Source organism: Streptomyces flavochromogenes (assembly GCF_000717595.1).
Lineage (GTDB): Bacteria > Actinomycetota > Actinomycetes > Streptomycetales > Streptomycetaceae > Streptomyces > Streptomyces flavochromogenes.
On the sequence record NZ_JNZO01000045.1, the window covers coordinates 40439 to 63379 of the forward strand.

Here is a 22941-nt window from a genome sequence, read left to right on the forward strand (position 1 = left end):
TCCGCCGCTCCGGCCGGTTTCACGCGGCGGGAGTGGTGGGGCCCGTCGGCGTGATGCGGAAGACGGGGTGCTTCGGGGCGATGGCGCGCAGCTCCTCGTCGGTGGAGTCGGGGCCGACGCCGCCGAAGAAGACGCCGACCTCGGCCTTCCAGCGCTTGAGGTAGGCGCGCAGCAGCGCGGGCTTGTCGTCGTCCGTGACCTCGACGGCGGTGAAGTCCTGCACGTGCTTGCCGAGGATCAGCCGACCGCCGCCGGCGGCCCGCATGTTGTGGGTCCACTGGACGTGGCCGCGGGGAGCCACGAGGTAGCGGACGCCGTCCACCGTCAGGAGGTTGACAGGGGTGCGGCGCCACTCGCCGCTCTTGCGGCCGCGGACGGCGAGCACGCGGGAGCCCCAGACGCTGAAGCCGCGGCGGGTCGCCCAGGCGACGGCGCGGTTGAGGACGTTCACGGTGAGCCAACCGGGCTTCATGACGTGGGCGGCGGGCTCGGAGCCGGTGGGCCGTGCGGACATGGGTTCCTCCTGCGGGATCAAGCGGTGCCGAGTGGTGGCGGTGCCGGGCGGTGAGGGCCGGGAGCAAAGCGTGAGCACTGCTCTCGCTTGGTTCGAGTGTGCAGGAATCGCCGCTCACAATCAAGAGCAGCGCTCTTATTTCGTATCGGCGCTCTGAAAGTGGCACACTGCTCTCCATGACGACCGTTCGAGGAGCCCGCGCCCGCGCCCGTATCGAGATCACCGCCGCCATCAAGGACGAGGCCCGCACCCAGCTCGCCGCCGAGGGCGCCGCCAAGCTGTCCCTGCGGGCCGTCGCCCGTGAGCTGGGCATGGTCTCCTCCGCGCTCTACCGCTACTTCCCGAGCCGCGACGACCTCCTCACCGCGCTGATCGTCGAGGCGTACGACGCGATCGGCGCCGCAGCGGAGAAGGCCGCATCCGAGACGGCGGGACAGCGCCCCCTGGACCGATGGACCGCCGTCTGCCGGGCCGTCCGCGCCTGGGCCGTCGCCCACCCGCACGAGTACGCCCTGATCTACGGTTCCCCCGTCCCCGGCTACAGCGCGCCCCAGGACACGATCGTCCCCGCCTCCCGCGTCGGCCTCGTCCTCATCGAGACCGCCCGCAGCGCGCACACCGGCGAGGGCGTCGCCCTGCCCCCGCTCCCGGAAGGACTCCGTCCCGAGGCCGCCCGCCTGGCCGCCGACATCGCCCCGGACCTCCCTCCGGCCCTCGCGGTCACGCTCGTGGGCGCCTGGTCGCAGCTCTTCGGACTGATCTCCTTCGAGGTGTTCGGTCACTTCCACAACATCGTCGAGGACCGCGAGGCGTTCTTCGCGGCGGCGGCCCGCCGCCTCGGCCAGGACGTGGGCCTGCTCCCGCGCGGCTGAGACGGCTCGGTGCGCCCCGGGAGGCCCGCCTCCCTGCGGAGGGTGAGGCTCGTGGTGTTCCCCGGGAAGACGCCATGCCGACGCGCGGCCGCACCCGTACGGACGGGGCGCCGTCTACTCCGCCGGGAGTACGGGTGACCACCCCGTCGGGCTGACGTTTCCGCGGGTCCCGCACGGCTAGCGTGGCGGACATGGATCAGGAGCGGAGGCGCGGGCACGGGCGCGGACAGGGGCGTGGGAGCGGTGACACGGGTCCGGCGCGCGGGCCGGGGGAGTGGCGGACACACGAGCGCCGGCCGCACGAGCGCCGGCCGCAAGAGCGCTGGCCGCACGAACGCCGGCCGCACGAACGCCGGCCGCACGAGCGCCCGGGCTGGGCGGCCGGCCGCGAGTGGGGCCGGTGGCAGCGCGGGGACGGCCGCAACGGTCTGCCCTGGCGGTCCACGCTCCTGATCGCCGTGGTCGTCATGGCGGGGACCGGGTTCGCCGCGAGGAACCAGCCCGACCGGGAGGCGCTCGACGCGCTCGGGCGCGCCCTGCTGCTCCTCGGAGCGGCGCCTCTGCTGTTCCGTCACCGGTGGCCGGTGCCGGTGGTGTTCGGCGTCGCGGCCGTCACCCTCGGCTATCTCCTGGCCGGCTACCCGTACGGCCCGGTGTTCGTCATGGTCGCCGTCGCCTGTTTCGCGGCCGTCGTGCACGGGCACCGGACCGCCGCCGCCTGGGCCCTCGGCCTGCTCTGGGCGGGCCATCTGCTGCTCTCCCACTGGCTCTACCGCTGGCTGCCCCCGGCGGGCGACGGGCCCGCTCCCTGGGGGCAGGAGCTGCCCGCGGCCGCGTTCGCCGTCGCCGTACTGGCCGCCTCCGAGACGGTTCGCGTACGGCGCGAGCAGCGGGCGCAACTGCGGGCCGACCGGGCCGCCGCCGAGGAGCGGCGCGCCGACGAGGAACGGCTCCGTATCGCCCGGGAACTCCACGACGTGCTCGCCCACTCGATCTCCGTGATCAATGTGCAGGCCGGGGTCGGCCTCGCCCTCCTGGACTCCGACCCCGAGCAGGCCCGCACCGCGCTGACCACGATCAAGGCGGCCAGCAAGGAGGCACTCGGCGAGGTGCGCCAGGTCCTCGACACCCTCCGTACCCGCGGCGACGCGCCCCGCGCGCCCGCCCCCGGACTCGGCCGGCTCCCCGAGCTCGTCGAACAGGCCGGCGCCGCCGGCCTCACCGTCACCGTCGCGACGACGGGACCGCGCGCCGACCTGCCGCCCGGCGCCGATCTCGCCGCCTTCAGGATCGTGCAGGAGGCGCTCACCAACGTGGTGCGCCACTCCGGTTCGCGTACGGCCCGGGTACGGATCGGGTACGGCTCCGGGCACCTGGACCTGACGGTCGACGACGACGGCCCGGCCACCGGCACCGAGGCGGGTGGCAGCGGCAACGGTCTCGCCGGCATGCGGGAGCGGGCCGCGGCCCTCGGTGGCACCATCGAGGCGGGCGCACGCCCGGACGGCGGCTTCCGCGTCCACGCCGTACTCCCGTTCCACCAGGAAGAGCCCCCGTCACCGCAGGAGACCCCGTGATCCGAGTGCTGCTCGCCGACGACCAGTCCCTGGTCCGGGCGGGGTTCCGCGCGCTGCTCGACGCCCAGCCGGACATCGAGGTCGCGGGCGAGGCCGCCGACGGCGACGAGGCCGTGGAGGGGGTGCGCGCCCTGCGCCCCGACGTCGTCCTCATGGACATCCGGATGCCGCGGCTCGACGGCCTGGAGGCGACCCGCCGCATCACGGACGACCCGGACCTCGCCGGGATCCGGGTCGTCATGCTGACCACCTTCGAGCTCGACGAGTACGTCTTCGAGGCGATCCGCGCGGGTGCCTCCGGCTTCCTGGTCAAGGACACCGAGCCGGAGGAGCTGCTGCGGGCCGTGCGCGCCGTCGTCCACGGGGACGCCCTGCTCTCCCCCGGGGTGACCCGCCGCCTGATCGAGGAGTTCGCGGCCCGCTCCAAGGCCCCGGGGGCGGCGGAGTCCCTCGGGGCCCTGACCGAGCGGGAACGGGAGGTGATGGCCCTGGTGGGCATCGGCCTGTCGAACGAGGAGATCGCCCGCCGACTGGTCGTCAGCCCTCTTACCGCCAAGACCCATGTGAGCCGCGCCATGGTGAAACTCGGCGCCCGGGACCGTGCCCAACTCGTCGTCCTGGCGTACGAGTCGGGACTCGTACGGCCCGGCTGGCTCGGCTGAGGGGGAGGCGAAGGCCGCGTACGAGCCGGAGAACGCCGTTCCGGACGCGTGCTCGGGGACGAGTGGCGTGACGTCCCCGCCCGGCACGCCCGTACGACCTGTGAGCTCGACCGGGCGCTTCATCCGTACGGCCCCGGCGCCGACGCCGGATGCTGGACGGGACGGTCCGGGCGGTCCCGGGTTCAGGACCAGGTGACCCCGGAGGTCTCGCGCCACACCCGTGCCGGCTCCTCGTCCCCGGTGAGCGTCACGGCGTCGAAGGGCAGCCGGTTCCACAGGACGAGGTACAGCCGGTCGGCGGCCCCGACGAGCTCGGTGTCCACCGGCCCCGACGCCCGACCGTCCCGCTCGGTCCGGGGCGGCTCGGTCGCCGAAAGCCGCACGGTCCACACATCACCCGTGTCGGTGGCCCGCATCCGCAGGGTCCGGGGCCCGGTCGTCCGCACCCGGCTGCGGTTCCGGCCGTGGAACTGGAACAGCAGCTCGTCGATGCCGTCGACCGCGACCGACGGCTCCACCGGCCGCGGCCCCGCCGCGAGCGCCGACTCGGCGTCCGCGCGGTGGACGGTGGTCTCGTGCGCCTGCCGTCGCGCCCAGAAGGCGAGCGGCGAGGGTGCGGGCAGGAAGGTCCAGCACTCCAGCGACTCCGGCGCCGCCCGCAGGGCGGCGACCAGGCCCGCGTGGCCCTCCCTGAAGTAGGTCAGGAGCTCGTCGCCGTCGAGCGAGGTCTCGCCGGTGCCCGGCTGATACGCGGTGCGCGCGTGGACCACGAGATCCGTGGCCCAGCGGTGCACCATCGAGGTGTGCCGGAGGAGGTCCCGAACCCGCCACCCCGGACAGGTCGGCACCTCCGCGTCGGGCCCGGCCTCGGCCGCCGCCGCGGCGAGGGCCCGGCCGGCGGTCTCCAGGGCGTCGACGTGGTCGACGACCTTCAGCGTTCCCCCATGCGACGTGTCCATGGGGGGATTCTCGCAGCCGCAGGCACGCCGGGGACTCAACTCACCCGAGATGATCCGGCGTTCCGTGCCCAGTACCCCATGGCGGCGGCACCGGCCGCGAGTACGGCGACGGTCGTGAGCGCCACCGGCAGGGAGAACCAGTCGGCGAGGAACCCGATGGACGGCGGACCGAGCAGCATGCCCCCGTAACCGAGCGTGGACGCCGTCGCCACCCCGCCGGGGCCGGCGACGGCGCCGGCGCGGGCCACGGCGACGGGGAAGATGTTGGCGAGCCCGAGACCGGTGATCGCGAAGCCGAGCAGGGTGGCCCAGATGCTCGGCGCGAGCGCGCCGAGCAGCATGCCGGCGGCGGCAGTGGCGCCACCGAGGACCAGGGTCCGGGTCTGGCCGAGACGTTCGAGCAGGGCGGTGCCGGAGAGGCGCCCCGCGGTCATGGTCAGCGCGAACACGGAGTACCCGGCGGCGGCCACCCCCGGGTGCGCGCCGAGGTCCTGCTCCAGGTGGAGGGCGCCCCAGTCGGCGAGCGCGCCTTCGCCGTACGCCGTACAGAGGGCGATCACGCCGAAGACCAGGACGATGCGCCGCGACCCGCCGGACGGTCCGCCCTTCGCGCCGGCTGCCGGCGCCAGGGATTCGGGCGCCGGGGCGGGGGAGGGGTGACGCAGGAGTACGGGCCCGGCGACGGCGGTGAGCACGAGGCCGACCCCGGTGAGACCCAGCAGATGGGCGGTCGGGGACAGGCCCCCGGCGAGCAGTCCACCGAGTCCCGCGCCGATCATGCCGCCGAGGCTGAACGCGGCGTGGAAGCTGGGCATCACCGGGCGCCGGAGCGCGGTCACGAGGTCCACGGCGGCGCTGTTCATGGCGACGTTGATCCCGCCGTACGCGGCCCCGAACACGAGCAGGACGAGGCCGAGGGCGAGCGGTGACCGGGTGAGCGCCGGCAGAGCGACCGACAGCGACAGGAGTACGGCGGTGGCGACGGTGACGACGTGGGAGCCGTGGCGACGGCAGAGTCGCCCGGTCAGCGTCATGGTGACGACGGCGCCGGCGGACACCCCGAGGAGGGCGAGGCCGAGGTCACCGGCCGAGGCACCGGTCTGCTGCTTGACGGCGGGGATCCGGACGACCCAGCCGGCGAACAGGAAACCGTCGAGAGCGAAGAAGAGGGTCAGGGCGACGCGGAGGCGGGACAGGGAGTGCGTGGCGGTGTCTCCGCCGGGGCCCCCCGGAACGACCGTCCGTACTTTGTTTAGTAGCGGCACAAACTCAGGATAGGGGGATCCCCTGGCCGCAATCAAGCGAGCGGCGGGGGGTCCCGCAGTGTGATGCCCGCTGCCGTGCAGGCTGTACGGGTGACAAAGACCAGGTCATCGCGGTGAGGGTGATCCCCAACGGGTGGCTGGAGAGCATCGTTTCTGCGCACGCGTGACCCCGGGATCGGGCTGCCCGGCATTGGAGTGAGACGCCGTGTCTCGGCTTTTCCCGGGGCGTTTGACCGGCAGACGGGCACCTTCCGGCACGTCATTCCGAGATCTTGAGGAGTAGTCATGCGTTCTCTCGCCGCGTCTGTCCTGGCCGTGGGCATCCTGCTGGGCGGCGCCGGTTCCGCGCTCGCCAACGACGGATTCGGTGCGGGGTACTTCTCCGCCGGTGGCGCGGGCTTCAGCTCGCACTGCGCGGTGGCCGGCGTCCCGGCCGTGTACGGAACGATCTTCACCGGCTCGTGTTCGGAGAAGGGCTGGGAGAAGGGCCCGGAGGGCGCGTTCCTCGGCGCTCACTGATCCGACGTCACTCCCTGCCTCGGGCGAGGACGCGGCCTCGCCCGAGGCCAGGGCGGCACGGCGGGCCGGCCGACGCCGTACGGGAGCACGTCCGGACCGACGGAGGGACCCTTCCGGCCACCCGACAGAGAGACCCGTCCGGCCACCCGGCGGAGGGGTGTCCCGCAGACGGTCCCGGAACGTCCCCACGTCTGCGTCGACCCGGGCCCCCGACGCGAGGCGGAGACACTCCCGACGGCCCGGCGGAGAGACACTCCCCATCACCGGCGGCGAGACACCCCCGCCCCCGTCCCCAAGGGAGACGCCCCGGGGACACCCCACCCCCCGATCATGGGAGACTCGCCCCCATGAACGGCAAGGCGACGACGATCCGGACACGGCTGGACAGGGGGCGCAACGCGCTCGGCCCCGCACTGGAGCTGGTGCACACCGGCAGGGCGCCCACCAGGGCCGTCCTCACCGCCGAGCTCGGCGTCACCCGCGCCACCGCCGGCGCGGTCGCCGCGGAACTGGAGGCCCTCGGCCTCATCCGCGTGGACTCCAACCCCGGCGCCGCCGCGGGCTCCCAGGGCCGCCCCTCCCACCGTCTCGCCGTCGACGAGAAGGGCCCCGTCGCCCTCGCCGCCCAGGTCCACGCCGACGGCTTCCGCGCCGCACTCGTCGGCCTCGGCGGCACCATCGTGGCCACCGTCCCCGGCTGCGTCACCGTCTCCGCCGACCCGGCCCAGGTCCTCGGCGAGGTCGTCGAGGCCGGAGTCGCCCTGCTCAGGGAGAGCGGCCGCCGCTGTGTCGGCGCGGGCCTCGCCGCCCCTTCGGCCGTGGCGGAGCCCGAGGGCACCGCGCTGAACCCGCTGCACCTCGCCTGGCCCGCCGGTGCGCAGGTCCGGGAGATCTTCGCCGAGCGGGTACGGGCCGCCGGCATCGACGGCCCCGCCTTCACCGGCAACGACGTGAACCTCGCAGCCCTGGCCGAGCACCGCCACGGCGCCGGCCGCGGCGCCCGCGACCTGCTCTGCGTGGCCACCGGCCACCGCGGCGTCGGCGGCGCGCTCGTCCTGGACGGGCGCCTCCACACCGGCAGCGCGGGCCTGGCTCTGGAGGTCGGCCACCTCACGGTGAACCCGGAGGGCCGCGCCTGCCACTGCGGCAGCCGTGGCTGCCTGGACGTGGAGACCGACCCGCTCGCCTTCCTCACGGCCGCCGGCCGCGCCCCCGGCCCCGAGCTGTCCCTGCTCCAGCAGGCCCGGGACCTGCTGCGCACGAGCCCCGACGACCCGGGCGTACGGGTCGCGGTGGGGGAGCTGATCGACCGTCTGGGCCTCGGCCTCGCGGGCCTGGTGAACATCCTCAACCCGGACCGGATCATCCTCGGCGGCCTCCACCGCGAGCTCCTCGACGCGGACCCGGAGCGTCTGCGCGCGGTGGTCGCCGACCGCAGCCTCTGGGGCCGCAGCGGCGGAGTGCCGATCCTCCCCTGCACCCTGGACCACAACAGCCTCGTCGGCGCCGCTGAGCTGGCGTGGCAGCCGGTCCTGGACGACCCGCTGGCGGCGCTGAGCCGCGAGCCGGTCTGACCGCTCGCCCCGACCGGCGGCGTCACGCCTGCGGGTCGGGTCGCCCCTCGGCCAGCGCGGCCAACCGATCCAGGGCCGTCCGCGTCCCGGCCTCGTTGTCGGCGGCGGGGACGCCGTCGGGCACCCCTTCGTGGACGAGGACCACCTCCGTGCCGCCCTCCAGGGCGATCAGGGTCGTGGTGAGGGTCATGGGGCCCTGGAGCCCCGGGTCCGGGGTCTCGAACTCGGTGATCTCGACGACGCGTTCGTCGGGAAGCAGCTCCACGAAGCGTCCGTGGTACGTGTCCGTACGGGCCCCCGACTTGCCGGTGCCGTCCGCGCTGTCGTAGGTGAGGGAGACCCGGAAGGTTCCCCCCTCGCGGGCGTCGAACTCGTGGACCTCGCAGGTCATTCCGTACGGCACGCGCCAGCGCGCGACCGCCTCCGGGTCCAGGAGGGCCCGGTAGACGGCCGAGGGCGGGGCGTCGACATGGCGGGACACGCGCGTGGTGTACACGTCTCCAGGCTAGAGGCTGAGGGCGTCCTCCGCGTTCGTCATCCAGGCGGTCACCGAGTTCTTGTCCGGCGACACGTACAGGCCGGGGGTCGAGGCCTTGAGCGGCTTCTGCTCCAGGTCGGAGTCGGTGGTCATCGTCATCGCGATCGAGTGGACGGTCGTACCCTTGCCGTCCTTGAGGCCGCCCATGAGTCCCGCGTACGCCGACTGCCCCGGTGCGAGCCGGATCGCGTCCTCGATCCCGGGGGCCGGACCCCGCTCGACGGCCTGTCCGTCGAGGTCGCCGAAGGTGACGACCGGGTGTCCCAGGGCCCGGCAGGGCTTGCCGCCCCTGTTGGTGATCTTCAGCAGGTAGCTGCTGGTCGTGGGCTCCGCCAGTGTCGCGGTGAAGGTCACGTCGAAGGTGCTGCACGGGAACACGTCGTAGTCGGGGTCCACCGACGGCGTCGCGGGCTTCGAGGGGGCCGGGGGCTTCGTGGGGGTGACCTTCGGGGCGTCGGTCGGCGCGGCCGTGGGGGCCTTCGTCGGTGCGTCCGTCGGCGTCACGGACTTCGACGGAGTCGCCGACGGCGCTTCGGGGCCACCTGCCGCCCCGTCCTCGGCGGGACCGCAGGCGGTCAGCGCGACCGCGGCGAGGGCGACGAGGACGACGGCGGATCTGCGGACGGTGCTCATGATGGTGTCCCCCGATGAGAAGCGCGCACGGCGCGGTACTGAACGAACTGATCAGATCCGATCTGACCCGGTCCGGGCTCGGCCGGTCCGAAGTCCAGGGTCCCGAAGAAACTTCACGGCTTGGTGACGGCGGCTTGCCGAAATCACCACGACGTCGGCGCGGCGAACCCTCGGCGTCGACGACGAATCCCCGACGTCGGCACGACGCATCCCCGACGCGGGCGGGGCGCACCCCCGACCGGCGTCGGCGGGACGCATCCCGACGCGCGCCCCCACCGGCCGGAAAGCCCTGGCCGGAGCCGGGCGGACGACGTACCGTTCCGCCTCATGACCATTTCTGATCATGATCTTCCTCCGCGTCTTGGCAGCCTCACCTTCCACAGTCCGCTCTCCGAGGCCCGCGCGACCCGCATGGTCGAGCGGCTCGCCGCCATCGGGCCCGCCGATGTGCTCGACATCGGCTGCGGCTGGGGCGAGTTGCTGCTCCGCGTCGTCGAGGCCGTGCCGGCGGCCAAGGGTGCGGGAATCGACATCAACGGCGAGGACCTGGCCCGCGGCCGGGCCCTGGCCGAGGCCCGTGGCCTCGGCGACCGCGTCGAGTTCGTCGAGGAGTCGGCGTTCGGTACCGGCCGGGGACCCGTCGACGTGGTCCTCTGCCACGGATCGAGCCAGGCCCTCTGCGACCCCGAGCAGCCGCACGACCTCTCCGCGGCCCTGAGCGAACTCCGCCGTCTCGTCAGGCCCGGAGGGCATGTCGTGCTCGGGGAGTGCTTCTGGGACCGCACTCCCACGGACGAGGAACTGGCCGGGATGTGGCCGGGCGCCGACGAGGGGGACCACACGTCCCTCGGCGCCCTCGTCGACCTCGCGATCGAGGCGGGATTCCGGCCCGCGTGGATCGAGACGGCGACCGCCGAGGAGTGGGAGGAGTTCGAGTCGGGCTACCGGTACGACACCGAGCTCTGGCTCGCCGCCCACCCCGGCCACCCGCTCGCCGCCGAGACCCGGGAGCGCGTCGACCGGCAGCGCTCGACGTGGGTGAACGGCTACCGGCGCGTCCTCGGCATGGCGTACCTGACGCTCGTCGCCGTGGCCTGAACCGTCAGGCAGCGGGCCACCGGGCCCCGGCCGGCCGAGCCGGGGCCGACGGGCCCCGGCTCACCAGTGCCGCCCCGCCCCCAACCGCCCCGGCCCCGGCGCGGACAGATGCAGGACCCGGAAGCGCTCGCCCTCGTCGGCGGGTGCTTCCGCGTCGGCCCACAAGGTGACGTGAGCAGTTCCCAGTGGCGCGGATCGACCGCCAGAGCGGAGGCCACCACCCGTCCCGACGTGCCTCGCGCGCGTGCCGGGCCACGGCGTCCGCCACCGCGTCGCCGGGGGCGCCCCCTCCCCGAGCGGGGTCCTGCGACGCGTCGCGGTGCCCGGCGCCGAACCGGATGCGGGCCCCTCCTCGTACGACAGGCCGGTCCAGTGCTGCACCACGGGTCGGCCGAAGTCGTTCACGATGCCCTGGAAACCCGGGCCCCAGAGGAAGGAGATCATGCCCTCGGGAGTGGCCCACAGACAGAACGGCGCGCACTGGTTGACCGGCGACGCGTCCCCACGCTCCCGCACCAGGTACGCCGTCAGGCCGAGCCCGGGGAAGCCGTCTCGACATGCTGGAGACCATCGGCACTCTGCTGCTCCTTGGCGGCTTGCTGCTGGGTCTCGTGGTGACGGAATCCTGGTTCTTGCTCACCCTCGTGGGCCTCGCGCTCATGGCCGCCGTCTATGCCATGAAGGCGCCCGGTCCGCGGAGGAGGCTATCCAGCGTGGCGGTAAGGCTCCTGCGGCGTGGAAGACGCTCACGGACATGCTGGGAGCGCTGCGCAACATCCGTCAGGCTCAGTTCGACATCCTGAGGCCCCCTGGCGACGGTCACCGTCTCCAGGAGCTCCGCGAGAAGGGCGACTTCGAAGCGGCGGGCATCACGTCCGACGGCGTCCCTGACGACATCCTGCGCGCCATGACGTCAGGGCGTGCCCGACGACTCCGTCGTCGACTACAGCCCGCGCGAGCGGATATTCCTGCGCATCAGTAGGAGAGGCAACAACCATGAACGAACCCACACCCCCGAACAGCTCGCGGCCGGCGAGGCGCATGGGCTGACTCCGCCCATGCGCGCGTTCCTGCGCGGCGAGACTGACGAGGAACTCCAGACGGACGCTGCGGCGTTCCTCGAAGCCTTCGGCACCCCTGAGCCGCCCGCCCCGGTCTACCGTTCCGGCGGTCCCCGCGGAGTCGATGTGGCGAGCTCGGGTGGACGAGGGGGCTTCAGTGCTGGCGCCGCCCTCTACCGCGAGCGTCACGGGCTCGACGAGGACGGCAAGGGGCCCGAGAAGAAACCGATGCCGACCGGAAACCGCAACCCGTTCGCCGAGAGTGGCTACAGCATGGAGCGCTGAGGGACTCCGCACCTCGGAGGGGCAACCCTTGGGGCCGCCCCTTCCGAAGACGTCAACGCTTGAGGTACTGGAGCACGATAAGGCCCGCACCCGTAACCGCGAGGCACGCAGTCCCCGCCTTGGTGAGGCCGTCAAGAACGGTGCCACCAAGTTCGGTGACGACGATAAAGGAAAGAAGGCCGACCACCGCACCGACGAGCATCACGATGATGATGTCGCGAACCGGGTGCGCACAGATAGTGGTGGTGCCGCTGGACGTCACGCTGTTTCCTCCCGAGTGTCACTGATGCGTACTGCATGGAGACATGACTCACCTGTCGGTGTGGTCTCCAGCTAGGAGCCGACAAGGCGGCTCCTGGGCCTACGCCGTCACAGCGAGGCCAAATACGATCAGTTCGTCCTTTTCGGATTCGGGAAGGGTCAGGCGCGTGTGTAGGTTTCCAGCCGGTACACGCGCCGATCAAGCTACAGCACGGCCAACTACCCTGCAAGTAGACATTGTTCGGCGACGCAGGGGCTACAGGTGGCAGGGGGGTGACCCGGGGTGGGGCAGATGGGGAGACCGTACAAGTGCTGGTGCGCTCCCCGTGTACGGGTCTGGGGGATCTGAACGAGCGGGCCCGCGCGGACTTGCCTGGCAGTAGGCCTGGAGGCGCCCGCACAGCCCCTTCTAGGGGGCGCTGAGCGTCGACCCTGCCCTGAAAGCGTGACTCGCCGGCATGGCTGACGTCATGAAACACGCAGGTGGGAGGCTTGAAAGTGTGACGCGCCCCTACTGCGATGAACCCATGAAGAGGACGTGTGCAATGTGCCCCACTGAGCTGCCGCTCCTGGCGCGCTCTCACGCACGCACCTGTTCTCCTCGCTGCCGTAACAGACTCTGCGACGTGGAGCACGTACAAGGACGCCGCCACTTCGACGGCCGGCGCCGGTCTAGGTTTCGTCCTCAGCGACGTCGACGACATCGTCTGCATCGACCTGGACCACCGTTTGAACCCGCTCACGGGCCGTCTGACGCCGTGGGCCGCAGCTATCGTGCGCGATGCGGGCACCGCCTACGTAGAGGTGTCCCCGTCCGGCGATGGACTGCATATCTGGGGCCGCGCGGACGTCCGGCAGGGACACTGCATCCGACGCCCTGACGGTACGGCCGTGGAGATCTACGGGACCGGCCGGTCCATCGCAATGACGGGCCGCCGGCATGGCTCCTGCCCGTCGATCCTCGCGGACATCTCCGCGGTGGTGAACACGCTGACGGCGTAGAGGCTAGCTCCCGCCTGTGAACTCCTTGACAGCTACCGCGACAGCTACAAGCAGACTGAGCAAGCCGAAGATGGCGCCAAGCGCCGTGTTGAGATTGGCATGGAAACGACGTCTGCCACAGCAGGCTTGGACGCACGATGAACTTCGTGTACTTCCTGAGCACTTGGGTGCGCTGCAGATCAGAGACAAGCTGGTGCAGCTTGTCTTCAGCCGTCGTACGGGTCGAGTGGCGCACCTGAAGGCGGGTATCCCAACTGAGATCCCACGAACCGGTGGCCACGAGCATACCGGCTGGAAGCACACAGGAGGTGACATCGCCGGACCAGGCCCCGCCGCAAAGCGCCGCCACTGCAGAACAGCCTGACTGCCCCCAACCCGAAGGCCCCAGCGTGCCGCTGTGGGCCTTTTGCATGCCCACAGCGAGAGGTACCCCCCATGACTGACCCGACCAAGTGCGCACGGCCGAACTGCGCTTCGCGCCGATGCCGACGATGACGACCACGGGTGACATCGTCATCGATCCGTATTGCTCCATCCTCTGCCGGATGTGGGCGGAGTACGCCCTCGCACTCGTGCGGACGCCATGGTCGCCGCGCACTGAGTGGGAGTCCAAGCAGATGTTCACTCTGGATGCCGTCCTGAACGGGCGCGCGCAGCCGACGAAGATCGTCTGATGGCCGTCGACCACGACATTGTGGGCAGTGTCGGCGTCGAGGTCGTGCCCATCGCGCCGACCTTCCACCGTCACATGGAGCGGGTCGTCATTCCCGCTGCGGAACAGGTCGGCCAACAGGCCGGCCGCATCCTCGGTGACCGCATGGCAGACGCGATTGTCCGGCAGGTTGCCGCCTTCAAGGCGATGCCGAAGCTGAACGTGAGCCTGGCTGACGGCGGAGTCACGTTCTCCCGATCTTCGCGCGAGGCGTGGACGGCGCGAAGGCCTCCCTTCCAGGCCTGACACCGCTAGTCATCGGCGCCGCGAGCGCGGTCCAGACGCTCATGGACACGGCGTCCGCGCATGAAGACGCCGTTCTGGAAGGGCCTCAAAGCAGACCTGAAGGAGAACGTAGAGCCGGCGATCGTCGGCTTCGGCGTGGCTTTCGGGAACGTGCTGAAGGGCATGGCGGGAGTGATCGACGCCTTCCTACCGCACATGGACGGCATCGCGAAGCGGTCGGACTCGATCACCGGTTCGCGAAGTGGGGGAGCCTTAAGGGGTCGCCAGCGTTTGAGAGGTTCCTCGACTACGTCAAGGGAAGCGCGCCGAGCGTTGGAGTCCTCATCGGCAGCATCCTGACGACGTTGATCACCACCGCACAGACGTTGAGCTCCGTCTCATCGGCGTTCATGACCGTTGTCACGCCGTTGTTCGACGCCATCTCGTGGCTCGCTACGAACGTCCCGGCGTCATCGCCTGTACGGAGCACACCGGGCGGACCGGTCACGCGATTTTCGCCCGCCGGTACGAGGACCTGTACATACCAGTAGGTACAGAAGGGAAGCAGGGCCGGAGCCGCCCCGTACTCCCGCCGTCGTACGCGCGATGCCGCTGCCCGTACGACGCGCCGGGCCCCCGCCCGGAGGGAGCCTCGAACCACGGAAAAAGACCACCACGGCGCGGCGATCACGGCGCATCCACCACAGCGCGGCGATCACGGCGCACCGAGGAGCTGAACCCTCATGAACACACTCGCCCACGCGGGCCCCGGCCCGTGGGTCCTTCTCTTCCCCCTCGTCTGGGCGGCGGTGATCGTCGGCATCGTCACGATCGCCCGCCGCGCCGGATGGCGCCGCGGCCGCGGGCCGTGGCGCGACGTCGGCCCCGGCCGGGCCGAGGGGCCGGACGGCAGCTCGCCCATCGCCCTCCTCGGCCACCGTTTCGCCGCCGGGGAGATCGACGAGGACGAGTACTGGCGGCGGCTGACCGTCCTCGAAGAGCAGTTCGGCCGCCGTACCGACTCCAAGGGGCACCGGGCATGACCACCACCGAGAAGCGCCTCCGGACCGTGCCCGCCGCCGTCCGAGTCGTCGACGCCGTCAAGGTCTACGGGCGCGGCGACACGGAGGTCAGGGCCCTGGACGGGGTGAGCGTCGACTTCCCCGTCGGTCGCTTCACGGCCGTCATGGGCCCTTCGGGCTCCGGCAAGTCCACCCTGATGCACTGCGCCGCCGGGCTCGACACCCTCACGTCCGGCGCCGCCCTGCTCGGCGACACCGACCTCGCCACGCTCGACGACCGCCGTCTGACGCTGCTGCGCCGCGACCGGATCGGCTTCGTCTTCCAGGCCTTCAACCTGCTGCCGACCCTCACCGTCGCCGAGAACATCACCCTGCCGTCGGCCCTCGCCGGCCACACCGTGGACCGGGAGCGGTTCGACCGGATCGTCGACGCGGTCGGGCTCCGGGACCGTCTCCACCACCGGCCGAGCGAGCTCTCCGGAGGACAACAGCAGCGTGTGGCCGTCGCCCGCGCGTTCGCCGGAGACCCGGACGTCGTCTTCGCCGACGAACCGACCGGCAACCTCGACTCGCGCTCCGGCGAGGAGGTCCTGCGCCTGCTCGGCCGTACGGTGCGGGAGACCGGCCGTACGGTCGTCATGGTCACCCACGACCCGGTCGCCGCCGCCCACGCCGACGAGGTGATCTTCCTCGCGGACGGCCGGCTCGTCGACCGGATGACGGCCCCCACGGCCGACCGCGTCCTCGACCGCATGAAGGCGTTCGAGACGGCGACCGGAACCGGGGCCCGAACGGGTGACGGGCACCCGGCCGACACCCACGACCCGCGGTCGGCCGACGGTCACCCGACCGCCCTCACCCCCGGGGGCGTGTCCCCGTGAGAACTCCCTCCGCCCCCGCCTCGCTCCGCCTCGCCCGCTCCTCCCTCGGCGCCCACCGGCGCCGGTTCCTCGGCACCTTCGTCGCCGTCCTCCTCGGCGTCGCCTTCCTCACCGGCACCCTCGTCATGGGCGACACCCTGCGCGCGAGTTTCGACTCGATGTTCACCGGCGCGAGCCGTGGCACCGACGCCGTCGTCCGCAGCGCCGTCACGGTCATCGCCCCGGGCGACGCCCAGGGCACCCGCGGCCCCGTCGACGCGGACCTCGCCGAGCGCCTCGCGCGCGTGCCCGGGGTCGCCGCCGCCGCGCCCCGGATCGAGGGCGCCGGCCAGCTCCTCGCCGCCGACGGCACCCCCGTCGGCGGCAAGGGCCCGCCCACCCTCGCCGGGAACTGGATCGACGACCCGGCCCTCAACCCGTACAGGCTCGCGGAAGGCCGTGCGCCGAGCGCCCCCGGAGAGGCCGTCGTCAACCGGGGTGCCGCGAAGGCCGCGGGTCTCGCCCTGGGCGACACGACGGTCCTTCGCACCCCCGACCCGGTACGCGTCACCGTCGTCGGTCTCGCCACCTTCGGCGGCGCGGACGGCATGGGCCAGGTCACCTGGGCCGGTCTCACCCGCGCCGACGCCGAGCGGTATCTGACGGCACACCCCGGCGAGGCGACGAGCATCGCCGTACGGGCCGGGCCCGGCGTCTCCCAGGAGGAACTGGTCGCCGCCCTCGCCCCCGCCCTCCCGGACGACGTCGAGGCGATCACCGGGCAGCGCGCCGCCGAGGAGAACACCGAGATGGTCTCCGGCCGCTTCCTCAGCCTCTTCACGACCTTCCTGCTGGTCTTCAGCGGCGTCGCGGTGCTCGTCTCCGCCTTCAGCATCCACAACACGTTCGCCGTGCTCGTCGCCCAGCGGACCCGCGAGAACGCCCTGCTCCGCGCGATCGGCGCCGCCCGGCGACAGGTCGTCGTCGGCACCCTGGCCGAGGCGCTGACCGTCGGTCTGCTCGCCTCCCTCGCCGGACTGCTCGCCGGCATCGGCGTGGCGGCCGGCCTCCAGGCCCTCTTCCCCGCGATCGGCTTCCCCTTCCCCGAGGGCGACCTGGTCGTGACCGGCACCTCCCTGGTGCTGCCGCTCGCCGTGGGCCTCGCGGTCTGCGCGGGCTCGGCGCTCCTGCCCGCCGTACGGGCCGGGCGCACGGCCCCGCTCGCCGCGCTCCGCGAGACGCAGGTGGACGCCTCGGGCACGTCACGCGCGCGCGTGGTGACCGGCGGCGTCCTGCTCGCCGTCGCGGTCGGCACGGTCCTCGCCGGTGTGCTCGGCACCCCCTCGCTGTGGCTCGCCGCGACCGGCGCGGCGCTCGCCGTCGCCGCCTTCGTGGTCCTCGGCCCGGTGGCCGCGTCGGTCGCCGTACGGGTCCTCGGCCGGCCCCTGCGCGGCGCCAACCGCGGGCTCGCGCGCCGCAACGCCCTGCGCAGCCCGGGGCGTACGGCAGCGACCGCGACCGCCCTGATGATCGGCGTCGCGGTGGTCACCCTCTTCACGGTCTTCGGCGCCTCCCTCAAGGCGACCATGGACCGCACGGTAGACCGCTCCTTCGCGGGCGACGTGGCCATCAGCGGCGCCACGTTCGGCGCCGGCGGCGCGGGCCTCAGCCCGCGCCTCGCACCGGCCGTCGGCGCGCTGCCCGAGGTCGACACCGCCGTGGGCCTGGGGCGCGGGGTGGCGGAGGTGGACGGCGAGGGCCGCGCCCTGACCGTCACCGACCCGGCCGCGCTCTCCCGGACCCTCGACCTGGGCGAGGTACGGGGGTCCCTGACCGGCCTCGGCACGGACGGGCTCGCCGTCGCCGCCGACGAGGCGGCCTCCGCGGGCCTGGCCCCCGGGCGGACGACCGAGCTCACGTTCACGGACGGCACCCGGCACACCTTCACCGTCCGGGCGGTCTACGAACGCTCCGACCTGGCCGGCGACTACCTCGTCACCCGCGAGGCCTGGGCCCCGCACCGTACCCAGGACTCCGACACCCTGGTCGCCGTCTCCTTCGCGGACGGGGTCGGCACCGAGGAGGGCAGGACGGCCGTGACCGAGGTCGCGGAGCGCTACGGGCAGCCCGAGGTGCAGACCCGGGAGGAGTACGCGGAGTCCTCGGCGGGAGGCATCGACATGATGCTCACCCTCGTGTACGCGCTCCTCGCCCTCGCCGTCCTGATCGCGCTGCTCGGCATCACGAACACGCTGACCCTGTCCGTCCACGAACGGACGCGTGAGCTGGGCCTGTTGCGGGCCGTCGGTCAGACGCGGGCGCAGCTGCGGGCCATGGTCCGCTGGGAATCGGTCCTGGTGGCGGCGTTCGGCACGCTCGGCGGACTCGTCCTCGGCGGCTTCCTCGGCTGGGTGCTGGTCCGTGCCTCGGAGGGCTCGGGCGACAGCGCGTTCGCCTTCGCCGTACCGGGGGTGCAACTGGCGACGGTGGCCCTGGTGGGTCTGTTCGCCGGCGCTGTGGCGGCGCTGCGCCCGGCGCGCCGGGCGGCCCGTCTGGAGATCCTCCGGGCGATCGCCACGGAGTGAGGGAGGGCCGGGGCAGGCCCTCTCGGGCCGCCCCGTCAGCCCGTGCGGCCCGCCGGCACCCGGCGAGCCGCGGCCACGGGCACGGCGGGGGCCGGCGCGAGCACGGGTGCGAGGGCCGGGGCGGGGGCGGGGGCAGGCTCGGCCGGGGCGCTGAGCGGTACGCCGGGGAACGGCGCGTACTCGCGGAACGGGCCCTCGGCCGCCGTGCCCAGCACGGCGTAGGAACGCGTCTCGACCGGGACGGCGGGCGTCGGCGCGGCGAGCGTGAACCACACCACCTTCCCGTCGGCCCCGCACGGGCGGACGCCCCAACTCTCGCTGACCGCTCCGACGATGGCGAGGCCGCGACCGGACGTGGCCAGCTCGTCGCCCCCGTCGCCCCCGTCGAGCGGGTCCGGGCAGCCGACGGCCTCCGGTATGCGGGGGTCGTGGTCCCGGACGGAGACCGTGAGACGGTCGAGCAGCAGCTCGATCTCGACGGTGCACCGCTTGTCCGGCTGGGCATGCCGGTGGACGTTCGTCAGAAGCTCGGTGACACCGAGCACGGCATGGTCGATCAAAGCGTCGAGCTGCCAATGACGGAGATGCGCGGAAACAATCCTGCGGACCTGTCCGATCCGCGACGGCAGGGCGTGTAGCTCCACCGCGTAATACCTGCTCGGCTCGCTGATCACGGCTGCGACTCCCCGAAGTAGTCCGGAAGAAGACGAAGATTCGGATCTCACATGCGGTACAGCAGGGTGGCGACCTGAGCGCACTGTCACCACCGGTCAACCCTCGGTGAGGTGGTTCCAGGGTGAGCCAGTGGTGAGCGTCCCGCAACTCACGGCGACCCGCGACTCGCCGAGCCGTCGCTTCAGCGCCGTCCCGCCGCCCGCTTCAGCGCCGCCAGGAACCGCCCCGACTCCTCCGACGCCCCGCGGCCTTCGTCCCCGGTGGCGCCGCCCTTGTCGAGGGTCAGCCGGTAGCGCGTGCCGTTCACGGTGGCCACCGCCTCGTCGGGCTTCGCGAACCACGGGCGCCCCGCCCGGACCGCCGTCACGGGCGCGCTGTCGATCTCGCTGCCGTAACTCGTGAGGAGGGCGAGCCGCCCGTCCTCGATCCGCACCTCGCCGGCGCGTGTCAGTGAACGCGGCCAGCGGGCGATCCGTACGCCCCTGGCACTGAACTCGGGTTCCGACATGCCGATCCGCCCCTTTCATCCGGTTGCCCTCCCAGTGTGCCGGGCCGCCGCGGCCCGCACCAGGGGCCCTTCCGTACGGCGTCCGCAAGTCATCCCTATGGAGAGTCAAAGGAAACGTTTGCCCAGGTGAGAGGGGTATTGTCGGCGGCGGGGGAGTACCGGGGAAGTGATCGAGGAGAGGCGCGGATGAGCACCACCGAGAACAGTGTGGAGAGCGGTGCCACCGCCGCGGCGGTGACTGTCGACGTCGACCGCACCGATCCGGCGTACCGGTCCTGGCTCAAGGAGGCCGTCCGCAAGGTCCAGGCGGACTCCAACCGCTCGGCCGACACGCATCTGCTGCGCTTCCCGCTCCCCGAGAAGTGGGGCATCGACCTCTACCTCAAGGACGAGTCCACCCACCCCACCGGCAGCCTCAAGCACCGCCTCGCCCGCTCCCTCTTCCTGTACGGCCTCTGCAACGGCTGGATCCGGCCCGGCAAGCCCGTCATCGAGGCCTCCAGCGGCTCGACCGCCGTCTCCGAGGCGTACTTCGCGAAGCTCATCGGCGTCCCCTTCATCTCCGTGATGCCCCGCACGACCAGCCCCGAGAAGTGCCGCCTGATCGAATTCCACGGCGGGCAGTGCCACTTCGTCGACGACTCGCGCACGATGTACGAGGAAGCCGCCGCGCTCGCCGAGCGCACGGGCGGTCACTACATGGACCAGTTCACCTACGCGGAGCGGGCCACCGACTGGCGCGGCAACAACAACATCGCCGAATCGATGTACCAGCAGCTGAGGCTGGAGCGCTATCCGGAGCCCGCCTGGATCGTGGCCACCGCGGGGACCGGCGGCACATCGGCGACCATCGCCCGCTACGTCCACTACATGCAGCACGACACCCGCATCTGTGTCGCCGACCCCGAGAACTCCTGTTTCTTCGACGGCTGGACGCATCACGACCCGCACGCCACCGCCGACTGCGGTTCGCGGATCGAGGGCATCGGCCGCCCCCGGATGGAGCCGAGCTTCGTGCCCGGCGCCATCGACCGCATGATGAAGGTCCCCGACGCGGCGAGCGTCGCCGCCGTCCGCGCCCTGGAGGCGGCGATCGGCCGCAAGGCGGGCGGCTCCACCGGCACCGGCCTGTGGAGCGCCTTCAAGATCATCGCCGAGATGGTCGCCCACGAGCGGACCGGCAGCGTCGTCACCCTGATCTGCGACGGGGGAGAGCGCTACCTGGACAAGTACTACTCCGACGAATGGCTGGCCGCCCAGGGCCTGGACATCGGCCCGTACAGCGCCGCTATCGAACGGTTCCTGGCGACGGGGGCCTGGCCGGAGTGAGCCGCCGGTCGAGCCGGCGCGCGGCGTCCCGGAAGGACAGCCCCACACCCGGCCCCGCCAGGCGCAGCGCCAGCCGGAACGGCGCGGCGCCGTCGGCGGCCATCGTCCACCGCAGCCGGGTGCCCCTGCCGACGGGGGAGAGGGTCCACTCCTCCGCGAGGGCCGCCATGCCGGGGGCGTTGGTCGTGTCGACCCGGTAGGCGTACCGGGCGTCGGGCTCGGCGGCGAGGATCGTCTCCTCGAAGACGATCCCGCCCCGGAGGCGGACGGTCCGGCCCGCCCCGTCGCCCGACGGGACGGCGGAGGTGACCGCGGTGAACCAGGCGGGCAGGCTCCCCACCTCCACGGCGAGGGACCGGTAGACGGTCGGGGGCGGGGCGGCGAGCGTCGCCGTGAAGACCAGACGGACGGGCGCGGACGCGGTGAAGTCGAGCTCCACCGGCCTCAGTCGGCGTGCCATGGACCAACCCTCCCCAAGGTGGAACAGGACGGAAGCGGAAGTGCACCCTAGCTGACGGAATGTCAACAGCACAGGGGGTGCGGACGGTGGCCCCGCTCACTCCGCCGCACCGCGCTCGGGCCCGGTGCCGGTCCGCCCGCCGGCCCGCGGGTCGGTCCGGCCGCTGAAGCCGTCACGGCCCGCGCACCTGTCAGGCCACCGAGCTCGCCACCGCCCTCGCACCCCTCCGGCCACCTCGGGCCACCGAGGTCGTGTCGGCCCGCGGGCCCGACCACGGTCCGGCCTCGGCCGTCGGCCACAGGTTCTCTCTCCCCCCCCGCAGCAGCCCGTCCACCGCCCTCGCACCCCTCCGGCCACCTCGGGCCACCGAGGTCGTGTCGGCCCGCGGGCCCGACCACGGTCCGGCCTCCGAAGGCCCGCGGCAGGCCTCGTACGGACAGTTCCTCCGTCCACACCACCCGGCTTCCGCCGTCCGGCATCTCCGTCACCTCGACGAGCGCCCAACCCCGGACGACCCGCCCGGACTTCTCCAGGCGGCAGACGCCCGACCGGTCCGACCCCGCCCCCGGCGGTTCCCAGACCACGACCTCCATCGGGTCGTCGAAGGACAGCGGGCCGATGCCGGTACGGGCCGTGAAGCGGGTCCCGGCCCGGTTCGAGCCCGGTGTCAGCACTCTCGTCCGGGTCAGCGGCACCTGGCGGCCGTGGGCCGGCCAGTCCGTGAGCCGCCGCCACACCTCGTCCGGGGCCGGCGACACGGTCCGCTCGACCCGGAAGAGGGTCACGCCCGGTCCCCGGGGAGGAGGCTCACGCCTGCTCCTCGCCCGCCACGACGAGCCCCGGCAGGTGCTCCGCCACCTCGGCCCGTACGTCCTCGGGCAGGCCCCGGTCCGTCACCCAGGTGTCCACCTCGTCCAGACCGGCGAACGAACTCAGGCCCACCGTCCCCCACTTGGTGTGGTCGGCCACCGCGACGACCCGGCGCGCCGACCGCATCAGGCACCCGTTCGTCTCGGCCTCCGCCAGATTCGGCGTCGACAGACCCGCCTCCACCGAGATGCCGTGCACGCCGAGGAACAGCAGGTCGAAGTGGAGCGAGCGGACCGCCCGGTCCGCCACCGGCCCCACCAGGGCGTCGGACGGTGTGCGCACCCCTCCCGTCAGGACGACCGTGGCCGCCCCGCGCCGCGACTCCGCGCCGCCGCCCGCCAGTTGCGCCTCGTGGAACACGTCCGCGACCCGGACCGAGTTCGTCACCACGGTCAGGTCCGGCACGTCGAGCAGGTGCCGGGCCAGGGCGTAGGTCGTCGTGCCGCCGGACAGGGCGATCGCGCTGCCCGGCGCGACCATCGCGGCCGCCGTCCGGGCGATCTCGTCCTTGGCACTCGGTTCGAGCACCGACTTGGCCTCGAAACCCGGCTCGTGGGTACTCGCCTCGACCACCGGAACGGCCCCGCCGTGCACCTTCGCGAGCATGCCCTGCCGGGCCAGCGCGTCCAGGTCGCGACGGATCGTCATGTCCGAGACGCTGAGGCGCCGGGTCAGCTCGTTGACCCGTACACCGCCGCGCCGCCGTACCTCGTCGAGGATCAGGGCACGCCGCTGCTCCGCGAGGAGGTTCTGGTTGTCAGTCACCGCCGGGGCCGGTCCTTCCGCAGGAGACAAGGGGATGGGTGTCGGATTCGGTGAGGAACGGTGCGCGGGCGCACCACTGTCCGCGATCCTGGTGCCGACGTCGCATCTTC

General features: G+C 72.7%; 24 protein-coding genes and 1 pseudogene. 13 read left to right on the forward strand and 12 right to left on the reverse strand.

Annotated features, from left to right (window positions below):
* Positions 1 to 19 precede the first annotated feature (19 nt).
* The gene (locus tag IF00_RS0137375) at positions 20 to 514 is read right to left on the reverse strand and encodes a nitroreductase family deazaflavin-dependent oxidoreductase (protein ID WP_030326052.1); all 495 of its coding nucleotides are present in this window, start codon (positions 512 to 514) and stop codon (positions 20 to 22) included.
* 176 nt (positions 515 to 690) lie between these two features.
* Here IF00_RS0137375 and IF00_RS0137380 point away from each other — a divergent pair, with 176 nt between their 5' ends.
* From IF00_RS0137380 to IF00_RS0137390, 3 genes are all read left to right on the forward strand, one after another.
* Positions 691 to 1386 (forward strand): TetR/AcrR family transcriptional regulator, encoded by a 696-nt coding sequence (locus tag IF00_RS0137380; RefSeq protein ID WP_030326054.1) that lies wholly within the window; start codon positions 691 to 693, stop codon positions 1384 to 1386.
* 182 nt (positions 1387 to 1568) lie between these two features.
* On the forward strand, positions 1569 to 2963 hold the full coding sequence (locus IF00_RS0137385; protein WP_425338357.1) for a sensor histidine kinase: 1395 nt from the start codon (positions 1569 to 1571) through the stop codon (positions 2961 to 2963).
* The gene (locus tag IF00_RS0137390; protein ID WP_030326057.1) at positions 2960 to 3625 is read left to right on the forward strand and encodes a response regulator transcription factor; all 666 of its coding nucleotides are present in this window, start codon (positions 2960 to 2962) and stop codon (positions 3623 to 3625) included. Before IF00_RS0137385 ends, IF00_RS0137390 begins: the two co-directional genes overlap by 4 nt.
* Before the next feature lie 182 nt (positions 3626 to 3807).
* On the opposite strand, the gene IF00_RS0137395 is transcribed toward IF00_RS0137390, so the two are convergent.
* A complete protein-coding gene (locus IF00_RS0137395) occupies positions 3808 to 4560 on the reverse strand; it encodes a maleylpyruvate isomerase family mycothiol-dependent enzyme (protein ID WP_030326059.1) in 753 nt (250 codons plus the stop codon).
* A gap of 59 nt (positions 4561 to 4619) precedes the next feature.
* Positions 4620 to 5849 carry an MFS transporter gene (locus tag IF00_RS0137400; protein WP_030326061.1) on the reverse strand — a complete coding sequence of 410 codons (1230 nt, stop codon included), beginning with the start codon at positions 5847 to 5849 and terminating at the stop codon, positions 4620 to 4622.
* A gap of 285 nt (positions 5850 to 6134) precedes the next feature.
* On the opposite strand from IF00_RS0137400, the gene IF00_RS0137405 reads away from it, so the two are divergent.
* Together IF00_RS0137405 and IF00_RS0137410 are read left to right on the forward strand one after the other, a co-directional pair.
* Complete coding sequence (locus IF00_RS0137405) at positions 6135 to 6368, forward strand: hypothetical protein (RefSeq protein ID WP_051820824.1); 234 nt, start codon at positions 6135 to 6137, stop codon at positions 6366 to 6368.
* A 347-nt stretch (positions 6369 to 6715) separates the two neighbouring features.
* Positions 6716 to 7942: an ROK family protein gene (locus tag IF00_RS0137410; RefSeq protein WP_030326068.1), complete on the forward strand. Its 1227-nt coding sequence runs from the start codon at positions 6716 to 6718 to the stop codon at positions 7940 to 7942.
* A 22-nt stretch (positions 7943 to 7964) separates the two neighbouring features.
* Here the strand turns inward: IF00_RS0137410 and IF00_RS0137415 are convergent, their stop codons facing one another.
* Positions 7965 to 8438, reverse strand: a complete 474-nt coding sequence (locus tag IF00_RS0137415; RefSeq protein ID WP_030326069.1) for an SRPBCC family protein — start codon at positions 8436 to 8438, stop codon at positions 7965 to 7967.
* A gap of 9 nt (positions 8439 to 8447) precedes the next feature.
* A complete protein-coding gene (locus IF00_RS0137420) occupies positions 8448 to 9113 on the reverse strand; it encodes a DUF4232 domain-containing protein (protein ID WP_030326070.1) in 666 nt (221 codons plus the stop codon).
* 327 nt (positions 9114 to 9440) lie between these two features.
* Between IF00_RS0137420 and IF00_RS0137425 the strand changes: the two genes are divergently transcribed.
* Positions 9441 to 10211 carry an SAM-dependent methyltransferase gene (locus IF00_RS0137425; protein WP_030326072.1) on the forward strand — a complete coding sequence of 257 codons (771 nt, stop codon included), beginning with the start codon at positions 9441 to 9443 and terminating at the stop codon, positions 10209 to 10211.
* Positions 10212 to 10325: 114 nt separating this feature from the next.
* Here IF00_RS0137425 and IF00_RS48145 read toward each other — a convergent pair.
* Positions 10326 to 10835 (reverse strand): annotated as a pseudogene (locus IF00_RS48145) (DUF4865 family protein); the annotation flags it as partial.
* Positions 10836 to 11131: 296 nt separating this feature from the next.
* On the opposite strand from IF00_RS48145, the gene IF00_RS42980 reads away from it, so the two are divergent.
* Positions 11132 to 11557, forward strand: coding sequence for a hypothetical protein (locus IF00_RS42980; RefSeq protein ID WP_030326074.1), 426 nt, complete (start codon positions 11132 to 11134; stop codon positions 11555 to 11557).
* 52 nt (positions 11558 to 11609) lie between these two features.
* Here IF00_RS42980 and IF00_RS0137445 read toward each other — a convergent pair whose 3' ends face one another.
* Positions 11610 to 11819: a hypothetical protein gene (locus tag IF00_RS0137445; RefSeq protein WP_030224074.1), complete on the reverse strand. Its 210-nt coding sequence runs from the start codon at positions 11817 to 11819 to the stop codon at positions 11610 to 11612.
* A gap of 1453 nt (positions 11820 to 13272) precedes the next feature.
* Here IF00_RS0137445 and IF00_RS0137455 point away from each other — a divergent pair.
* Together IF00_RS0137455 and IF00_RS0137460 are read left to right on the forward strand one after the other, a co-directional pair.
* Positions 13273 to 13494, forward strand: coding sequence for a hypothetical protein (locus tag IF00_RS0137455; protein WP_030326076.1), 222 nt, complete (start codon positions 13273 to 13275; stop codon positions 13492 to 13494).
* Positions 13494 to 13778 (forward strand): hypothetical protein, encoded by a 285-nt coding sequence (locus IF00_RS0137460; RefSeq protein ID WP_030326078.1) that lies wholly within the window; start codon positions 13494 to 13496, stop codon positions 13776 to 13778. Before IF00_RS0137455 ends, IF00_RS0137460 begins: the two co-directional genes overlap by 1 nt.
* Before the next feature lie 286 nt (positions 13779 to 14064).
* On the opposite strand, the gene IF00_RS45880 is transcribed toward IF00_RS0137460, so the two are convergent.
* Positions 14065 to 14448, reverse strand: a complete 384-nt coding sequence (locus tag IF00_RS45880; RefSeq protein WP_158710564.1) for a hypothetical protein — start codon at positions 14446 to 14448, stop codon at positions 14065 to 14067.
* A 52-nt stretch (positions 14449 to 14500) separates the two neighbouring features.
* Between IF00_RS45880 and IF00_RS0137475 the strand changes: the two genes are divergently transcribed.
* The 3 genes from IF00_RS0137475 to IF00_RS0137485 are packed head-to-tail and all read left to right on the forward strand — an operon-like array spanning position 14501 to position 18224.
* Complete coding sequence (locus tag IF00_RS0137475) at positions 14501 to 14800, forward strand: SHOCT domain-containing protein (protein WP_030326083.1); 300 nt, start codon at positions 14501 to 14503, stop codon at positions 14798 to 14800.
* Positions 14797 to 15660, forward strand: a complete 864-nt coding sequence (locus IF00_RS0137480; protein ID WP_245234736.1) for an ABC transporter ATP-binding protein — start codon at positions 14797 to 14799, stop codon at positions 15658 to 15660. The genes IF00_RS0137475 and IF00_RS0137480 overlap by 4 nt, the downstream gene beginning before the upstream one ends.
* The gene (locus tag IF00_RS0137485) at positions 15657 to 18224 is read left to right on the forward strand and encodes an FtsX-like permease family protein (protein ID WP_030326086.1); all 2568 of its coding nucleotides are present in this window, start codon (positions 15657 to 15659) and stop codon (positions 18222 to 18224) included. Before IF00_RS0137480 ends, IF00_RS0137485 begins: the two co-directional genes overlap by 4 nt.
* Positions 18225 to 18259: 35 nt before the next feature.
* Here IF00_RS0137485 and IF00_RS0137490 read toward each other — a convergent pair whose 3' ends face one another.
* The gene (locus IF00_RS0137490; RefSeq protein ID WP_030326088.1) at positions 18260 to 18898 is read right to left on the reverse strand and encodes an ATP-binding protein; all 639 of its coding nucleotides are present in this window, start codon (positions 18896 to 18898) and stop codon (positions 18260 to 18262) included.
* A gap of 182 nt (positions 18899 to 19080) precedes the next feature.
* Positions 19081 to 19407, reverse strand: coding sequence for a hypothetical protein (locus tag IF00_RS0137495; RefSeq protein WP_030326090.1), 327 nt, complete (start codon positions 19405 to 19407; stop codon positions 19081 to 19083).
* Between the two features lie 186 nt (positions 19408 to 19593).
* On the opposite strand from IF00_RS0137495, the gene cds1 reads away from it, so the two are divergent.
* Positions 19594 to 20736 (forward strand): L-cysteine desulfhydrase Cds1, encoded by a 1143-nt coding sequence (cds1, locus tag IF00_RS0137500; protein ID WP_030326092.1) that lies wholly within the window; start codon positions 19594 to 19596, stop codon positions 20734 to 20736.
* Here cds1 and IF00_RS0137505 read toward each other — a convergent pair.
* Positions 20696 to 21196: an SRPBCC family protein gene (locus IF00_RS0137505; protein ID WP_030326094.1), complete on the reverse strand. Its 501-nt coding sequence runs from the start codon at positions 21194 to 21196 to the stop codon at positions 20696 to 20698. The two genes, cds1 and IF00_RS0137505, sit on opposite strands and share 41 nt — an antisense overlap.
* An 807-nt stretch (positions 21197 to 22003) precedes the next feature.
* On the reverse strand, positions 22004 to 22831 hold the full coding sequence (locus tag IF00_RS0137515; protein WP_030326098.1) for a DeoR/GlpR family DNA-binding transcription regulator: 828 nt from the start codon (positions 22829 to 22831) through the stop codon (positions 22004 to 22006).
* Positions 22832 to 22941: the final 110 nt, after the last annotated feature.

Bases quoted from the DNA above. Each gene is read 5' to 3' on its own strand.
- IF00_RS0137475 (WP_030326083.1), top strand. From the start codon at position 14,501: ATGAACACACTCGCCCACGCGGGCCCCGGCCCGTGGGTCCTTCTCTTC.
- IF00_RS0137460 (WP_030326078.1), top strand. From the start codon at position 13,494: ATGGCCGTCGACCACGACATTGTGGGCAGTGTCGGCGTCGAGGTCGTG.
- IF00_RS0137480 (WP_245234736.1), top strand. From the start codon at position 14,797: ATGACCACCACCGAGAAGCGCCTCCGGACCGTGCCCGCCGCCGTCCGA.
- cds1 (WP_030326092.1), top strand. From the start codon at position 19,594: ATGAGCACCACCGAGAACAGTGTGGAGAGCGGTGCCACCGCCGCGGCG.
- IF00_RS0137380 (WP_030326054.1), top strand. From the start codon at position 691: ATGACGACCGTTCGAGGAGCCCGCGCCCGCGCCCGTATCGAGATCACC.
- IF00_RS0137375 (WP_030326052.1), bottom strand. From the start codon at position 514: ATGTCCGCACGGCCCACCGGCTCCGAGCCCGCCGCCCACGTCATGAAG.
- IF00_RS0137495 (WP_030326090.1), bottom strand. From the start codon at position 19,407: ATGTCGGAACCCGAGTTCAGTGCCAGGGGCGTACGGATCGCCCGCTGG.
- IF00_RS0137505 (WP_030326094.1), bottom strand. From the start codon at position 21,196: ATGGCACGCCGACTGAGGCCGGTGGAGCTCGACTTCACCGCGTCCGCG.
- IF00_RS0137420 (WP_030326070.1), bottom strand. From the start codon at position 9,113: ATGAGCACCGTCCGCAGATCCGCCGTCGTCCTCGTCGCCCTCGCCGCG.
- IF00_RS0137410 (WP_030326068.1), top strand. From the start codon at position 6,716: ATGAACGGCAAGGCGACGACGATCCGGACACGGCTGGACAGGGGGCGC.
- IF00_RS0137405 (WP_051820824.1), top strand. From the start codon at position 6,135: ATGCGTTCTCTCGCCGCGTCTGTCCTGGCCGTGGGCATCCTGCTGGGC.
- IF00_RS0137425 (WP_030326072.1), top strand. From the start codon at position 9,441: ATGACCATTTCTGATCATGATCTTCCTCCGCGTCTTGGCAGCCTCACC.